We start from the raw sequence: 15,396 nt of genomic DNA on the forward strand, positions 1-15,396 counted from the left end.
GTACGGGGTATTCCGGTCGTATGAGTACTCCAATGGTCCAGCTGGCGGCGCCGAGCGGCCTGCTGAGTCTCGTACTGTTCCTGATCGCCGTCGCACTGCTCGCACTGCTGGGCGGCGGCTTCTGGATCACCTCCCGCGTCAGGCAGACCGAACCACCCCGTCCACGCCCCGAGGAGCAGCCACATCTGCCTCCGGAGGGTGCCGTACGGGAGATTCAGGAGAACCGGGAGCCGGACGAGGTCCCGCGGATGCCCGAGGGCGGCCGCCCCCTGACCCCGTACGAGCTGTCCAACATGCACACGAGGCCCAGCACGGCGAAGGAGCGCCCACGCTGGAGCAAGGGTTCGAGCGGTTCCTTCGGCGGCGGGGGGCTGGGCGCCCACTGAGGGCGCGCCCCACGACGGGCGAAGCAGCCGACGACGGTGGCGGAACGGGGTACGACCCTGCTCCGCCGCCGCTCAGTGCTGTACGTCGCGGTACGCCGCTACTCCCGCGCGCCGTCAGCCCTCTGCGTCGTTCAGTCCTCTGCGTCGTTCCGGGCGTCCGGTGTGCTCCAGCCGACACCCTCACGGCTCTCGGCGCCTCCCCGGCGCGCCTGGGAACCGGGCGCCGGGGTCGACGCACGGCGCTCGCGCGCCCGGCGGCTTCCGAGCCAGAACGCGCCGAGCAGGACGGCCGCGACGATCACCCCGACCACGAGGAACCACAGCGAGCCGCCCCCGGACAGTGCGATGAATTCGGCGGAGTTGTTCATGGGGTGCCGGTTACCCCGGCGCACGCCGATCATCCGGCCCGGGTGCTTGTTTGGGCGGCGCCCCAGGGGAAACCCCGGACATGCGTCCGCAGGAGTCGCCGGAAGGCAGGTGAGCGCCCATGCGATTTCCCGACCGCCGCAGCGCCGGCCAGGAACTGGGCGTCCGGCTGAGGGAGTGGGCCGCAGACGGCGACCTCGTCGAGCCCGTCGTCCTGGCACTGCCCCGGGGAGGCGTCCCGGTGGCGGCCGAGGTGGCCCGGGCCCTCGGGGCGCCGCTAGACATCCTGGTCGTCCGCAAGATCGGCATACCGGGACGCCCGGAGACCGGCATCGGCGCGATCGTGGGCGACGGCCCGCCCCTGTTCGACCGCCGCGCGCTGGCGATACTCGGCCTCACCGAGGAGAAACTCGCCCCGGACGTCTCCCGCGAACGCACCGAACTGCACCGCCGCGAGCACCTCTACCGAGGCGACCGCCCCGCCCCCGGCCTCTCCGGCCGCACCGTGATCCTCGTGGACGACGGCCTCGCCACCGGCGCCACCGCCCGCGCCGCCCTCCACCACCTGCGCACCCGCTCCCCCGCCCGCCTGATCCTCGCCGTCCCCGTCGGCGCCCCCGGCGCGGTACACGACCTGCGCCCGGCCGCCGACGACATCATCTGCCTCCACCAGCCCACCGACTTCCAGGCCGTCGGCCAGTGGTACGACGACTTCGACCAGACCACCGACGAGGAGGTCCTCCACGCCCTGGAGGAGTCCCGCACGGACAGCCGACCGTCGGGGTGACACGACCACCCGCCGTGGCACGCCCCGCCAACTCACGCCAGGGCGAGCCACGTTGACGCCCACCGCCCCGCCTCTTGACTCTGAGAGGTGATGGCGGGCCGCCTTCCGGCCCGAGCACATAAGCAACTATCAGAAATTTCTGCGATTACCCCTCCACAGAGGGCGACGACAGGCACCATGTGTGCCCGAGGCGTCACAGCGTGTCCATGAACTCAAGGAGCAAAGGTGGTCAAGCAGTTGCCCCTCGCCGCTGCGGAGCCTGGTGGCTCCGGCCAGAAGGCAGGGCGCAGGGGAGCGGTGCGCTACCTCCAGAACGAGGCGGCGCCGTTCGCGGCACGCATGGTGCTGGGCAGCGCCCTGCGCCATCTCCGGGAAGCCGCCGGCCTGAGCGCGGGCGAGGCGGCCCGGAAGTTGGGGGGCTCACCCTCGAAACTGAGCCGGATCGAGTCCGGCACGTTCTCCCTCAAGCAGCAGGATCTGTTGACGTTCTTCGCGCTGTACAACGTCACGGATCCGGAGGAACAGGTGCGGCTGTACGGGCTGTTCGCGACCGCCAGTCAGCCCGCCTGGTGGCAGCCGTGGTCGGCGATCACGCCGAAGTACCTGCAGGCGGTGGTCAGTTTCGAGGACATGGCCACCCGGGTCAGGTCCTTCGAACCCACCTACCTGCACGGCCTGTTGCAGACACCCGAATACGCCCGCGCGCTGATCGAGCGGGGCCGCGGATCCAAGAGCGAGCACGATAAACTGGTCCGGTTCCGCGCCGAACGCCAGCAGCGGTTCGCCGCAGCGGACAGGAAGTTGATCTGTGTCGTGGACGAGGCCGCCCTGGCGCGCCCTGTCGGGTCAGCGGAGATCATGCGCGGGCAGCTCAAGCACCTGATCGCACTGACACACGATCCCCGCTTCCAGCTCTGCCTCGCCCCCCTGCACGACTACAACGTGCACGTCGAACTCGGCTCCACGACCATCTTCGACTTCGCGGGTCACCTCCCCACGATCGCCTTCGCGGAGGGGTACGACGGGGGTTTGGTCATCGAGGACGAGCAGATGGTGGATCGCCGGGTGAAAGCGTTCGACTCGCTCGCCGCCCAGTCCCTCGCATCTCACGCGATGAGGCGGCGGCTGCAGGACTTGCTGAAGACGACCCGCTACTGACGCTCTCCGGCCCATCGCCGTCAGAGCTTTCGTGCGACCCCGGCATAGAGGGACACCAGTCGGTCGTCGACAACACCCGGTCCGCTGCCGACCTCCGGGCGCCACTGGTGCGCCGGCACCAGTCCGGGGTCGACGAGTTCCAACTGCTCGAAGAAGCCCAGGACTTCCGCCCGGGTACGCACCTGGGCCGGGGTTCCGCGCTGCACATAGGTGTCGATGATGGCCTGCCACGCCTCGGGGGCGAAGTCCCCTGTGCAGTGGGTCAGGCTCAAAAAGGAGCCGCGCGGCAGCCGGTCCATGAAGCTGCGGACGATGTCGTACGGCTCCTGGTCATCGGGGACGAAGTGCAGCAGCGCGTGGAGACTGAGGCCGACCGGCCGGCCGAAATCCACGATGCCCTTCTCCTTGACCGCGGCGAGAACCGCCTCCGGATCGGTGGCGTCCGCCTGGACGAAGCCGGTTCGGCCCTCCGGTGTGCCGGCGAGAAGCTCGTCCGCGTAGACGAGGACGATCGGATCGTTGTCGATGTAGACGACCCTGGAGTCCGGGGCCACTTCCTGGACCACTTCGTGCAGGTTGGGCGCCGTGGGGATACCTGTTCCCACGTCGATGAACTGCCATACCCCTTGCTGGGCCATGTACCGCGCGGCGCGGTGCATGTAAGCGCGGTTCACCCGGGCCACGGTCTGGATCGCCGGAAACAGTCTGATCACCGCTCGGGCCGCCTCGCGGTCCACGGCGTAGTTGGTCTTGCCGCCCAAGTAATAGTCGTACATCCGCGCACTGTGCGCCCGGTCCTGCCCTAAGAACAGATCACTGTTGTCCTGCCCGTGCCCCTGTGCGGCCCGCTCCCCCACCATGCTCCTCCCCGGCATCCACGAGCACCCGTCCCGCCAGGTGCAGAATGCACTTGCATTATCCCCATCCATACCGGCCGTTCAGCAGCGATGTCCACAGCTGAACGATTTTCTCGCCTTCCCACGCATACCATTGCCGAATTGACGGCGGGAGCCCAGCGGACCCGGCTGCACACGGAGACCGCCGGAAGACACCCACCGCACAGGCAATGGGCATCTTCCGGCGGCCCGGTTGGCTGCCTCAGAGGTCGCCGCTGTAGACGGCGGCGACGAACGCGGCGGCAGTCCCCTTCGACACCGCCATCACCGGACCGTCCTGCTCCTTGGAGTCACGGAAAAGCACGTGGTCACCGGCCGGCTCCGCGACCTCCACGCACGACCCCTCCGGAAGGCTGTACGAACTCTTCCGCCACGCGACACCAGCCCGCGGTGCGCTGTGCCGCTTCACAATCGTCGGTTTCCCCACCGGGCGACCTCCTGCGGTGAACGAACTCCCCGTTGCCGGGATGCAATTGCATCCGGCCCGACCTTGGGAGGATCGCCGCTCTCCATGCCATGTATGCATGGTTGAAGCAACAATGTCTGGATTCGATTGGGCCTGCCGCGCAAGTGCGCCCGACGGTCCAGCGAGTTCGCGGCGTCCCGGGCTGGGGATGCAAAATACTCTGGAATATGCACCGGCCATAGTCGAGCGCGGGATATTCGTACACCCTAAGAAAAGATGACGAGTTGCGTTGCACTGCAGGGGCTCTCAACAGGAAAACAAGGGGCGCGCAAATGGGGCGCAAACTTCGAGGGAATCGAACGCCGCACGGGCCGAGCTCACGAATACGCATCGCAGCCGAGTCACCGACAGGGCTGGCAATGCCATGTTCCGCCACTCAAGTGGATTCCGCGAAGCCGGAGTTCGCCTTAGCGTCCTTCGTGCTCGACAACACGTCGAGCGGCACCAGGGCCCCGGTGCAGTGATTCGCGGTCATCGACCGGGGCCCTGTTGTCCACGACTTCTCCTAGGAGGCCGCCATGTCCCCTTCCCCGGGGCGACGACGCCGCAAACCACGCCATGCCCGCCCGCGCCGTATGCGTCTCATCCACCCGTGCCCGATCTGCGTGATGGAAGCACTCGAAGCGGCCACCGGGCCCGCCGGACAACTGCTCTTCACTCACCCGTCCGAACACTGGATCAACATCGCGGCCAGTGCCTGCCTTCTGCTGCTGCGCATGACCGGCCGGCGCTGCCCCCACGCTCCCCGTACGCACGACCAGCACGACCAACCCGCTCTGAAGACGGAGCGCGCTCAGGACTCCGACGCCCGCGAGGCCCTCGATGCCACCTGAAACCAGCCACGCGGGGAGCAGCCCGGCGCACATCGGACACGTCATGGAACGGGTCCGCAGGCAGGCCGAACTGAGTCCGGAGGCCCTGGCCCGGAAGACCCGTACGGGCCTCGATCACCTCACCGGCGTCCTCGCCGGCCACCGCTTCCCCACCCGGCGCTTCACCGTCACCTACGCCAGGGCCTGCGGTGCCGACCCCCAAGTGCTGCTGCTGGTCTGGGAGAACGAGAACGACCGACGGAGCGCGCCGGCCCACGCGATGGCGAGCGGACCGCCCGCGTCAGTCGCCACACCGTCCGCCAGGACATCGAACGCCGCTCCCCCACGCAGCCGTTGAGCCAGACGTGCAGTTCGCCGAGGCGCGGAGGCGCCACAGGCTGAACCCCGTCCACGTCATCAAGTGGACGGGGCCGGCCGGACCCGGGCGGCGGACCTCGATGTCGCCGCCCCGTGAGGTGGCCACGGCTCGCTACGCTGGCACCGGCAGTCCGCCGACCACTGGAGTTCGCGACCATGTCGTTGCCGCGTATCGGAGTCGTCATCGTGACCATGGGCACTCGCCCGAGGGAGCTGGCGGCTCTGCTCGCTTCGGTGGAGAAGCAGGATGTGCCTGCGGCGCGGGTCGTTCTGGTGGGCAACGCGACGCCTCTCGCCGAGATCTCGGTGGAGGCGACCAAGATTCCGCTGGAGGAGAATCTGGGCTGTCCAGGCGGCCGCAACGTCGGTTTGAAGATGCTGCGCGACTCGGGCGAGGTGGACGTCGTCGTCGAGCTGGACGACGACGGGCTGCTCGTCGCCGACGACGTGTTCCGCAAGGTCCGGCAACTGTTCGCCGAGGACCCGGAGTTGGGGATCATCGGGTTCAGGGTCGCCGACGAGCACGGACGGACGGAGCGACGCTGGGTGCCCCGGTTGCGCGTGGACGATCCGATGCGGCGCGGTTCGGTGACCGCCTTTCTCGGCGGTGGCCACGCCTTCTCGATGCCCATGCTCCGGCAGATCGGTCTGTGGCCGGCGGAGTTCTTCTTCGGGCATGAAGAGTCCGATCTGGCGTGGCGCGCGCTCGATGCGGGGTGGAGGATCCTTTACGAACCTGAGCTGGTCCTCCAGCATCCGAGGACGTCCCCCGCCCGACACGCGGTCTACTACCGGTTCACCGCCCGAAACCGTGTCTGGCTGGCCCGCCGGCGACTCCCGGTCCCCCTGATTCCGGTCTACCTCGGCGTATGGATGCTCCTCGCCATGGTGCGGATGCGGTCCCTGGCGGGTGCGAAGGCGTGGTGGGGCGGTTTTCTCGAGGGTGCGCGCAGGCCGTGCGGCCCGCGCAAGCCGATGAGGTGGCGCACGGTTTGGCGTATGACCCGGCTGGGGCGACCGCCGGTTCTCTGAACGGTCCTCGCCCAGTGGCCAATCGCATGACCGACCGGAGGCGGGTGCGCGGTCGTCTCGGGAGGGGCGGGACTCACTTCCGCGTGGCTGCGGAGATCCGTTCCGCGACCTTGCCGGCCTGGGACGTGGCGTCGGCGGAAGCGGAGAGGTAGACGGCGATGGCCACCGGCCGGCCGGCCGAGGTCCGGGTGGCCGACAAGGCCCAGACGGCCGAGGCGGAGGGCACCCACGTGGCGAACGAGTCCCCGAGCGCCGACCGCAGCTGATCGGCGGTGCGCCGGGTGACGACGCGCTGAGCGGGCACGACGGTTCCTGAACCGGTGACGAGGTGGGGATGGACGCGGTTGCCGCCGTTCGCGAGTACGGCCATCACCATGGCCATCTGTACGGGGGTGCTCTTCACTTCGAACAGGCCGTTGGCCATGAGGGCCAGCCGGGTGGGATTCCCGGGCTTGCGCGGCCAGGTGCTCTCGAAGGCACGCACCGGCGTATCCAGCGTGTCGTTGTTGAATCCGAACTTCTGGGCTGTCGATGCCAGCGCGTCGGCGCCGAGGTCGGAGGCGATACGGGCGAAGACGTTCGCGCACCCGTACCGCAGGGCCGCACGGAGGGTGGCGTCGGTGCAGTGCGCGGGATCACCGGAGAACCGGGTGGTGCTGCCCGGGGCGGCGTAGACCGCTGGGCTCCGAGTCGGCGTGTCCACCGACGGCAGCAGGCCCTTCTCCAGGGCAGCAGCCGCGACAAGGACGTGGATCGCCGACCCCGGGTTGTCGACGAGGCGCAGGGCGCGGTTGGACAGCGGCTTGTCGCCGTCGCCGGTGAGCCGGCCCCAGGCCCGTTGATCGGCCACGGAGTTCCCGCTGAACGTTCCGGGGTCGTACGACGGGGTGCTCACCTGTCCCAGGATGTCGCCTGTCCGCGCGTCGAGGACGATCGCGGCTCCACGCCGGCCTCGTAGCCCGTCGTAGGCGGCACGCTGGACAGCCGGGTCGATGGTGGTCGCCACATCCTTGCCCGCCTCGATGTCGTCCGCCAGGAGGAACTCGAGCTGGTCGGCACCGAAGGCCAGCGACCGGTACCCGGTGACCGCCGCGTACAACTCCCCCTCTGTGTACGTGCGTTTGAACGGGGCTTTGGCAATGCCCGACCGCTTCGACCCCGTGACGGGCCGCCCGGCGACCAGGATGTCGCCAGGGCTTCCGTCCTGCCGGGGAGGGCGCGGCTTGGCATCCGGAGTCCGTCCGGCCTGGCCCGGGGCCGTCGGGCTGCTCGCAGCGGGGATTCCGTGTTCCGCGGTGCAGCCCGACACAGAGGCGGCGAGCAGTGCGGCGAGGGTGGTGACCACGACACCGGAGGCGCGGAACGAGCGGAAGGAAATGAGCATGCGGGCATCCTATGAGCGGCCGCACATCGACTGCACAGGGCAGACAAGTTGACTGGTTGAAGAGGAAAACGTGGCCGACCGGCCGCCCACGGCGTCGAGGTCCGCCCGGCGGACGGGCACGAGCGGTTCGGGACACGGCCGACGCGCTCGACCGGGCTTCCCCGGGAGACGCCCCTCGCGGAGATACCGTCGCCGCCATGCACGCGATCACGATTCCCGAACCCGGCGGGCCCGAGAAGCTGACCTGGACCGAGGTGCCCGATCCGGTGCCCGGCGAGGGCGAGGTGCTGGTCGACGTGGCGGCGGCAGCCGTCAACCGGGCCGACATCATGCAGCGCCAGGGGGTCTACGACCCGCCGCCCGGCGCCTCCACGTACCCCGGTCTGGAGTGTTCCGGCACGATCGCCGCGCTCGGTCCCGGCGTCTCCGGCTGGTCCGTCGGGGACGAGGTGTGCGCGCTGCTCACGGGTGGCGGCTACGCCGAAAAGGTCGCGGTTCCGGCGGGCCAGCTGCTCCCCGTGCCCAAGGGCGTCAGCCTGGTGCAGGCGGCGGCGCTGCCGGAGGTGGCGTGCACCGTCTGGTCGAACGTGTTCATGGTCGCCCGTCTGCGCGCCGGCGAGGTGCTTCTGGTGCAGGGCGGCGCCGGTGGCATCGGGACGATGGCGATCCAGCTGGCCAAGGCCATCGGCGCCCGCGTCGCGGTGACCGCCGGGTCGAAGGCCAAGCTGGACTTCTGCGCCGAGCTGGGTGCCGACATCCTGATCGACTACCACGAGCAGGACTTCGTCACCGAGATCAAGCGGGCCACCGACGGCGCGGGCGCCGACGTCGTCCTCGACAACATGGGCGGCGGCGCGTACCTGGACCGCAATGTCGCGGCCCTCGCCGTCAACGGACGCCTGGCGATCATCGGCCTTCAGGGCGGCACCAAGGGCGAGCTGAACATCGCCGCCCTGCTGATGAAGGAGGGGACGGTCACCGCGACCTCGCTGCGGTCCCGGCCGCTGAAGGAGAAGGCCGCCATCGTCGCGGGCGTACGCGAACACGTCTGGCCGCTGATCGCCTCGGGGAAGGTACGCCCCGTCATCGATCGCGAACTCCCCCTGCGCGATGCCGCCGAGGCACATCGCGTGATGGACGACAGCCACATCGGCAAGGTGCTGCTCACCGCACATTAGCCGCGTCAACACCGCGAAAGGGTCTGCTGATGGCGACGATTCTGTGTGTGCTCTATCCCGACCCCCAGTCCGGATATCCCCCGGTCTACGCCCGGGACGGTATTCCGGAGGTCCCCTGGTATCCGAACGGCCGGCCGGCGCCCGCTCCCGAGGGCCCGCTCGGATTCACCCCGGGTGAACTCGTCGGATGCGTCTCGGGTGAACTCGGACTGCGGAGTTACCTGGAAAAGCTCGGCCACACCTTCATCGTGACGAGCGACAAGGACGGAGAGCAGTCCGAGTTCGAGAAATACCTGCCCGAGGCCGAGGTCGTCATCTCGCAGCCCTTCTGGCCGGCGTATCTCACGAAGGAGCGCCTCGCCAAGGCGTCGAAGCTGAAGCTGGCGCTCACGGCGGGGATCGGTTCCGATCACGTCGACCTGAAGGCAGCCGCCGAGGCGCATGTGACCGTCGCCGAGGTCACCGGCTCGAACAGCATCAGCGTGGCCGAGCACGTCGTCATGATGATCCTCGCCCAGGTCCGCAACTACCTGCCGGCACACACCATTTCCGCCGGTGGCGTCTGGAACATCGCGGACTGCGTGGAGCGCGGTTACGACGTCCAGGGGATGAAGTACGGGGCTGTCGGGGCCGGGAGGATCGGGCTGGCCGTGCTGGAGCGGTTGAAGCCCTTCGGGCTGGAACTGCACTACCACCAGCGGCACCCGCTCGACGCGGAGACCGAGCGGAAGCTCGGCCTCACCTACCATCCCGATCTGGAGTCGATGGTCCGCAACATCGACATCATGAGCCTGCAACTGCCGTTGTACCCCTCGACGGAGAACATGCTGGACGCGGAGATGTTCGGCAAGATGAAGCGCGGGACGTATCTCGTCAACTGCGGGCGCGCGCGACTGGTGGACCGCGACGCCGTCGTACAGGCGCTCACGTCCGGCCAACTGGCGGGCTACGCGGGGGATGTCTGGTTCCCCGAGCCCGCGCCGCTCGAACACCCCTGGCGCACCATGCAGTTCAACGGCATGACGCCCCACATCTCCGGAACGACCCTGTCCGCGCAGGCACGTTACGCCGCGGGCACCCTCGACATCCTGCAGTGCTATTTCGAGGGGCGCCCGATGTGCGAGGAGTACCTCATCGTCGACGGGGGAAACCTCGCGGGCGCGGGCGCTCAGTCGTACGAACTGGGTTGATTTCAGCGGCTGTTGAGCACAGAGACGACCTTTTCGGCCAGCGGCCCGGCGGAGGCCGGGTTCTGGCCGGAGAGCAGGTTGCCGTCGACGATGACGTGCGGGTCCCACGCCTTGACGTCCTCGACCTTGCCGCCGCGCGCCGTGATCATGTTCTGCAGCAGCCAGGGGGCGTGTTCCGCGGTGCCGTTGAGTTTCTCCTCCTCGTTGCTGAACGCGGCCATGGTGCGGCCTTCGAAGAGCCAGCGGCCGCCGGGCAGGTTCGCCGACAGCAGCCCGGCGGGGCCGTGACAGACCGGTGCGATGATCTTCTTGACGGCTTCGGCCTCCTGGAGGATCCGGCCGAGATCGGGGTCGTACGCGAGGTCCTCCATCGGGGAGTGACCACCGGGGATGAAGATCGCGTCGTACAGGTCCACGTCGACCTCGGACAACGGCAGCGGGCTCGCCAACTCCGCGGCGTGTTCCTTGATGTACGCGGCGTACTCGGGCGCCTTGGGACCGGCGACCTCGGGCTTGAGACTCACCGGGTCGGGCACGGGCTTGCCGCCGTCGGGGGCGGAGATGTCCACGGTGAACCCCGCCTCGCTCAGGACGCGGTGCGGAACCACGAACTCCTCGGCCCAGTAACCGCACGGGTGCTTGTCGCCGTTGTCGAGCGTCCAGTAGTCGACGCCCGACAGCACCATCAGGATCCTTGCCATGATCGCCCCTCGTTTCCCCGGCTCAGCCGGCGTGGCCGTCCAGACCCCACGCCTCGGCGAGCAGCGCGAACGAACGCGCGCGGTGCGCGGGGTCGTACGTGTAGGTGGTGATGATGAGTTCGTCCACCTCCAGGTCCGCGACGATCGCCTCCAGCTCGGCGACGGCCGTCTCCGGCGAGCCGACCGCGCGTACCTGCTGGAAGTCGTCCACGAAGTGCGCAACCTCGTGGCTGAGCACGGCCGCCAGGTCCTGGACCGGAGGCTGCAGCGGGCCGCGCCGGCCGGTGTAGATGCCCGCGGCCATCTGCTGGGCGGTGGTGAACAGGTGATGCGCCTCGTCGTCGGTCGGCGCCACGAGGACGTTGACGCCCGCCATGGCGTACGGCCGCTTGATCTCGGCCGTACCGAACTCCGTCGAGAAGCGTGAGCGGTACAGCGCCAGCGCCTGGTGCCGCAGCTGGGGCGCGAAGTGCGAGGCGAAGGCGTACGGCAGCCCCAGGTACGCGGCGACGGCGGCACCGTCGAGGCTCGAACCGAGCATCCAGAGGGGGACCTCGGTGCCCCGGCCGGGCAGCGCCGTCACCGAGCCCGGTCCCCCGTCGCGGGAGCCGAGGTAGCGGTGCAGCTCGACGACGTCCTCGACGAACGTGTCGGTGGCGGCGGCGCCCCGGCGCAGCGCGGCGGCCGTGGTCGGGTCCGTTCCGGGGGCGCGGCCGAGGCCGAGGTCGATGCGGTCGCCGTACATCTCGGCGAGCGTGCCGTAGTACTCCGCGACCATCAGGGGGCTGTGGTTGGGCAGCATCACGCCGCCCGAGCCGAGCCGGATGCGCTCGGTGTGCTCGGCGGCCCGGCCGATGAGCAGCGAGGTGGCGGAGGAGGCGAAGGTGACGACGTTGTGGTGCTCGGCGTACCAGTAGCGGTGGTAGCCGAGTGCGTCGGCGAGGTGTGCCAGCTCCACGGACTGGTTCAGCGCGGTGGTCGTGTCGGTGCCGGAGGCGACGGGCACGAGGTCGAGGATCGACAGCGGGACGCGCGAGGTTGTCATGCCGGCTCGGTCCTTCGTGGCTGTTTCGGCTCACGTTCTGCGGGCGGACCACGGACGGCGCCCGGTCGGTGCGCCCGTGATCGGATGCGGCGCCGCACTCCTCGGGAGGGAGTGCCTCCACAGCGAAGGTGTCATACGCGGGACCGGCCCGCAAACAGAGCCGGCGCGCGGGCCGGCGGGGATCGCCCGGCCGGTTCGGGGCGACGGAGACGCCGCCCCCCTGGCCGGTCGGCTCCGCGGCGCCGTCCCGCTCGGCCCTGCGGAGTCGTCCCGCTCGGCTTTGCGGAGTCGTCCGGGCAGAGCGTCGGCTCGTCAGTCCGCGCGGCCGGCCGGCGGTTCGAGGCCGCCCGGCCGGGCGGTGGGCCGCAGGCCGTCCATCAGGAGGTCCAGCAGGCGGCCCGCCTTGGCCTCCTGTCCGGGCCGGGGGGCCACGGTGAAGATGCCGATGAGCGAGGCGGCGATGTCGTCGGCGGCGACGTCGGAGCGGAGGTCGCCCGCCGCGCGGCCCGCGTCGAGGATCGTGGTGATGGCCGTGAGCAGCTCGGTCCGTGTCCGCGCATGGGTGATCTCGCCCGCTTCGATCATCGCGAGCAGGGTGTCGAGCATGCCGTTCTTGGTGGCGATCCAGTCTCCGAAGAGGTCCATCCAGCGCCGCATCGCCGCGGCCGGGGGCAGCTCGCCGAGCAGCTCGTGGGCGCCGCCGGTCAGCCGTACGACCTGATCCTGGTAGACCGCGTCGACGAGGGACTCACGGGTCGGGAAGTGGCGGTACAGCGTGGCGATGCCGACCCCGGCCTCACGGGCGATCGCGCGCATCGACGGCTCGGCCTCGGCGGACATGAAGACACGGGTCGCCACGGCGAGCAGCTGGTCGCGGTTGCGGGCCGCGTCCGCCCGTGGGGGGCGGGCTTCCGCGCCACCGGAAACGGAACGCGCTCCGTTTATGTTACGGTCGTTCATGTAAACGGAGCATAGTCCGTTTCGATGTTTTCCCTCGGCCCAAGGAGACAGGCGACCCATGTCGGCACAGAGCAAGCAGGCCCTCGCGGACGGCGGCAGGGCGGTCCGGCTGGATTCGTTCGGCGGCCCCGAAGTCCTGGACGTACGCGAGGTTCCCGCGCCGCAGGCCGGTCCCGGACAGGTCCGCGTGCGGGTCACCGCGGCGGGTCTGAACCCGATGGACTGGATCATGACCGCCGACGCGGACACCGCCGCCCGGTTCGGCCTGACCCTGCCGGCCGGATTCGGCACCGACTACGCGGGCGTGGTCGACCAGGTCGGCGACGGGGTGACCGGCTTCGCCCCCGGTGACCGGGTGTTCGGGGGTGCCCTGTCCCGCGCGGTCGCCGACTTCGTGGTGGTCGACGCGGCCGGAACGACCGCGGCGGACGAGGCCCACCACACGCCCGACGGCGTCGACGACCGCACCGCCGCCACCCTCACGATCGCGGGCCGCACGGCGTCCGCCGCCCTCGCCGAGATCGGCCTCGGCCCGGACGACACGGTGCTGATCGGCGGCGCGGGCGGAGGGGTCGGGGTCTTCGCCGTCCAGCTGGCCCGGATCGCGGGAGCGCGCGTGATCGGGACGGGATCGGCGGCATCGGCCGCTCACCTGCGCGACCTCGGATCCGAGCCGGTCGTCTACGGCGACGGTCTGGCCGACCGGGTCCGCGCCCTCGCTCCCGGCGGCGTCACCGCGGCCCTCGACCTGCACGGGGTGGAGACGGTGCGCGTCGCACGGGAGCTCGGCGTCCCCGACCGTCGCATCCGCACCATCGCCGCCCAGGTCGACGGCGTGGCGGCGGCGAACGGCGCGAACGCGGCGCCCGGTGCCCTGGAGGAGATCGCCGGCCTGGTGGCGGCGGGCCGGCTGCGGGTTCCCGTCGCGGCGGGTTTCCCGGTCGAGCAGATCCGCCGCGCGGCCGAGCTCCAGGCGGGCCGGCATGTGCGGGGCAAGGTCGTCATCGACCTCCAGGGACCCGCGGACCTCTAGGGGCCCGCGCCGAGGAACCCGCCCGGATGCGGCGCGTCCGGATGCGGTACGTCCATGCGGCGCGCCCGGTTCAGGACTTGTCCGTCGCGGTCAGGGCCTCGGCGATCAGGCGGGTGGCGAACTCGCGGTCGTCGGAGATGCGGTTGATCTGCTCCGCGAGCAGGACGGCCGTCGCCTCCAGCGGGTTCATCTCGGCGTCGGTCCAGCGTCCGTACTGGCCGCGCCACAGGTTGGGGCTCAGGCCGGTGCCCGCCGCGACGACCAGCCCGGCCATGGTGGGGATGACCTCGGGCCGGAAGGTTCTGGGCATCATGCGCATTGTGGCCACGAGCGTGGGCACGACGTACTCGATGACGTCCTTGTCGTGCTCCTGGCACGCCATCCGCAGCCACTTCATGTACATGTAGATGAGCGTGCAGGTCCCGTTCAGCAGCGCGTCGACCCCGAGGGGGCCCAGGGTCGCGGCGAACTGGTCGAGCAGCTCCTGCTGTTCGGGGTCGGCGTCGGTCTTGTCGTCGTAGATGGCGTGGAGCCGCGAGTCGACCATCATGAGCGCGGCGCCCACGTCGCCGACAGGGGCGTTCGCCGGGTCACAGGGAGATGACACAGGGCTCCTCCTCGCGGGGCCGCGGCTGACGGAACGTCATGACCCAACCGTAGTCCGCCGATCGGCCGGGGGCGGGCGAAACCGGACGTTGCGACACCCCCGGTACGGCCTGTCCCGCACGGGCTTTCGGACACGGCTCAGCCGTACGGACAGACGACGAAACGGGGGCGGGCGAGCCGCCGGGGCCGGTCCCCGATCTCGTCCAGTGCGGCGCGGATCTCGCGCAGGTGACCGGTGGTCAGCTGCAGCGGGGGTTCGTCGGGCTGGTAGGTGGTGCGGACCGGGTAGTCCACGCCCGGTTCGGTGGTCATCTCGATGTGGCAGCCCAGGACATGGGTGACCGTCCGGTGCGCGCAGAACTCGATCAGGCGGTCGACGGTACGGGTGAAGGCGGCCCAGTCGTGGACGTAGAGCCGGCCCGGGTAGACGGTGTCGCCGGTGAGCAGGAACCCGGTCCACGGGTCGTAGAACGTGACCGCTGTTTCGTGGTGCCCGGGAGTGGCCAGGCAGTCGAGCGTGCGGCCGCCCAGATCGACGCGTGTCACGGCGGTGGGGTCCGCGTCGAAGCCGAAGTACTTCCAGGCCGTGGTGAGGTCCGCGCCGACCACGGTGGTGCCGGGGCGGCCGGCGAACTGGCCGTCGCCCGCGATGTGGTCGCCGTGGGCGTGGGTGTGCAGTACCAGCAGCTGGTAGTCCTCGCGGGGGTGCCGGGCGAGCCAGTCGTCGACGAGCCCGTCGACCACTCGGCGCAGCGGGAAGAACTCGGCGGACGCGGTGGCTCCGGTGTCGATCAGCACGGCCCGCGTGTTGCCGAACAGCAGGAAAAGGAACGGCGCTTCGTAGTTGATCGCCATGTTCTGCCGCAGGATGACCGTGTGGTCGTCGTACTCGTGGACCTGGATGTCCGGATCGGTGTTGTGCTTGGCCGACGGTGAGCCGTGGATCCAGCGGACGTCCAGCTCGCGGGGCCGGAGTACCGGACTGCCGAAGTCGATGAAGGATGTGCCTGCGGCCACG

The 15,396-nt window shown here is 70.0% G+C and carries 18 protein-coding genes; 9 read left to right on the top strand and 9 right to left on the bottom strand.

What is annotated here, in order from left to right; genetic code table 11:
* Positions 1-20 precede the first annotated feature (20 nt).
* Entirely contained in the window at positions 21-386 is a 366-nt protein-coding gene (locus tag AB0898_RS22445) for a DUF6479 family protein (protein ID WP_366804725.1), read from the top strand.
* A gap of 131 nt (positions 387-517) precedes the next feature.
* Here AB0898_RS22445 and AB0898_RS22450 read toward each other — a convergent pair whose 3' ends face one another.
* Entirely contained in the window at positions 518-754 is a 237-nt protein-coding gene (locus tag AB0898_RS22450) for a DUF6479 family protein (RefSeq protein ID WP_366804726.1), read from the bottom strand.
* A gap of 119 nt (positions 755-873) precedes the next feature.
* Between AB0898_RS22450 and AB0898_RS22455 the strand changes: the two genes are divergently transcribed.
* Positions 874-1,539, top strand: coding sequence for a phosphoribosyltransferase (locus tag AB0898_RS22455; protein ID WP_366804727.1), 666 nt, complete (start codon positions 874-876; stop codon positions 1,537-1,539).
* A 225-nt stretch (positions 1,540-1,764) separates the two neighbouring features.
* The gene (locus tag AB0898_RS22460) at positions 1,765-2,697 is read left to right on the top strand and encodes a Scr1 family TA system antitoxin-like transcriptional regulator (RefSeq protein ID WP_366804728.1); all 933 of its coding nucleotides are present in this window, start codon (positions 1,765-1,767) and stop codon (positions 2,695-2,697) included.
* A 20-nt stretch (positions 2,698-2,717) separates the two neighbouring features.
* Here AB0898_RS22460 and AB0898_RS22465 read toward each other — a convergent pair whose 3' ends face one another.
* Positions 2,718-3,557, bottom strand: coding sequence for an SAM-dependent methyltransferase (locus AB0898_RS22465; protein WP_366804729.1), 840 nt, complete (start codon positions 3,555-3,557; stop codon positions 2,718-2,720).
* Positions 3,558-3,795: 238 nt separating this feature from the next.
* Positions 3,796-4,239 carry a DUF397 domain-containing protein gene (locus tag AB0898_RS22470; RefSeq protein ID WP_366804730.1) on the bottom strand — a complete coding sequence of 148 codons (444 nt, stop codon included), beginning with the start codon at positions 4,237-4,239 and terminating at the stop codon, positions 3,796-3,798.
* A 428-nt stretch (positions 4,240-4,667) separates the two neighbouring features.
* Here AB0898_RS22470 and AB0898_RS22475 point away from each other — a divergent pair, with 428 nt between their 5' ends.
* The 3 genes from AB0898_RS22475 to AB0898_RS22485 all read left to right on the top strand — a co-directional run bounded on the left by AB0898_RS22475 (position 4,668) and on the right by AB0898_RS22485 (position 6,281).
* On the top strand, positions 4,668-4,892 hold the full coding sequence (locus tag AB0898_RS22475) for a hypothetical protein (protein WP_366804731.1): 225 nt from the start codon (positions 4,668-4,670) through the stop codon (positions 4,890-4,892).
* On the top strand, positions 4,882-5,229 hold the full coding sequence (locus AB0898_RS22480; protein ID WP_366804732.1) for a helix-turn-helix transcriptional regulator: 348 nt from the start codon (positions 4,882-4,884) through the stop codon (positions 5,227-5,229). The genes AB0898_RS22475 and AB0898_RS22480 overlap by 11 nt, the downstream gene beginning before the upstream one ends.
* 176 nt (positions 5,230-5,405) lie before the next feature.
* The gene (locus AB0898_RS22485) at positions 5,406-6,281 is read left to right on the top strand and encodes a glycosyltransferase (protein WP_366804733.1); all 876 of its coding nucleotides are present in this window, start codon (positions 5,406-5,408) and stop codon (positions 6,279-6,281) included.
* A 73-nt stretch (positions 6,282-6,354) separates the two neighbouring features.
* Here AB0898_RS22485 and AB0898_RS22490 read toward each other — a convergent pair whose 3' ends face one another.
* Positions 6,355-7,665: a penicillin-binding transpeptidase domain-containing protein gene (locus tag AB0898_RS22490; protein WP_366804734.1), complete on the bottom strand. Its 1,311-nt coding sequence runs from the start codon at positions 7,663-7,665 to the stop codon at positions 6,355-6,357.
* Positions 7,666-7,862: 197 nt separating this feature from the next.
* Between AB0898_RS22490 and AB0898_RS22495 the strand changes: the two genes are divergently transcribed.
* Both AB0898_RS22495 and AB0898_RS22500 read left to right on the top strand, forming a co-directional pair.
* On the top strand, positions 7,863-8,843 hold the full coding sequence (locus AB0898_RS22495) for an NAD(P)H-quinone oxidoreductase (protein WP_366804735.1): 981 nt from the start codon (positions 7,863-7,865) through the stop codon (positions 8,841-8,843).
* Positions 8,844-8,872: 29 nt separating this feature from the next.
* A complete protein-coding gene (locus tag AB0898_RS22500) occupies positions 8,873-10,033 on the top strand; it encodes an NAD-dependent formate dehydrogenase (protein WP_366804736.1) in 1,161 nt (386 codons plus the stop codon).
* A 2-nt stretch (positions 10,034-10,035) separates the two neighbouring features.
* On the opposite strand, the gene AB0898_RS22505 is transcribed toward AB0898_RS22500, so the two are convergent.
* The 3 genes from AB0898_RS22505 to AB0898_RS22515 form a co-directional block, all read right to left on the bottom strand.
* Positions 10,036-10,734, bottom strand: coding sequence for a type 1 glutamine amidotransferase domain-containing protein (locus AB0898_RS22505; RefSeq protein WP_366804737.1), 699 nt, complete (start codon positions 10,732-10,734; stop codon positions 10,036-10,038).
* A gap of 22 nt (positions 10,735-10,756) precedes the next feature.
* Entirely contained in the window at positions 10,757-11,779 is a 1,023-nt protein-coding gene (locus AB0898_RS22510) for an LLM class flavin-dependent oxidoreductase (protein WP_366804738.1), read from the bottom strand.
* 312 nt (positions 11,780-12,091) lie between these two features.
* Entirely contained in the window at positions 12,092-12,739 is a 648-nt protein-coding gene (locus tag AB0898_RS22515) for a TetR/AcrR family transcriptional regulator (protein WP_366804739.1), read from the bottom strand.
* Positions 12,740-12,797: 58 nt separating this feature from the next.
* Between AB0898_RS22515 and AB0898_RS22520 the strand changes: the two genes are divergently transcribed.
* Positions 12,798-13,772, top strand: coding sequence for an NADP-dependent oxidoreductase (locus tag AB0898_RS22520; protein WP_366804740.1), 975 nt, complete (start codon positions 12,798-12,800; stop codon positions 13,770-13,772).
* A gap of 70 nt (positions 13,773-13,842) precedes the next feature.
* Here AB0898_RS22520 and AB0898_RS22525 read toward each other — a convergent pair whose 3' ends face one another.
* Positions 13,843-14,379, bottom strand: coding sequence for a hypothetical protein (locus AB0898_RS22525; RefSeq protein WP_366804741.1), 537 nt, complete (start codon positions 14,377-14,379; stop codon positions 13,843-13,845).
* Positions 14,380-14,516: 137 nt separating this feature from the next.
* Entirely contained in the window at positions 14,517-15,395 is an 879-nt protein-coding gene (locus AB0898_RS22530; protein WP_366804742.1) for an MBL fold metallo-hydrolase, read from the bottom strand.
* Position 15,396: the final 1 nt, after the last annotated feature.

It is taken from the genome of Streptomyces sp. NPDC005435 (genome assembly GCF_040703155.1).
Taxonomy (GTDB): domain Bacteria; phylum Actinomycetota; class Actinomycetes; order Streptomycetales; family Streptomycetaceae; genus Streptomyces.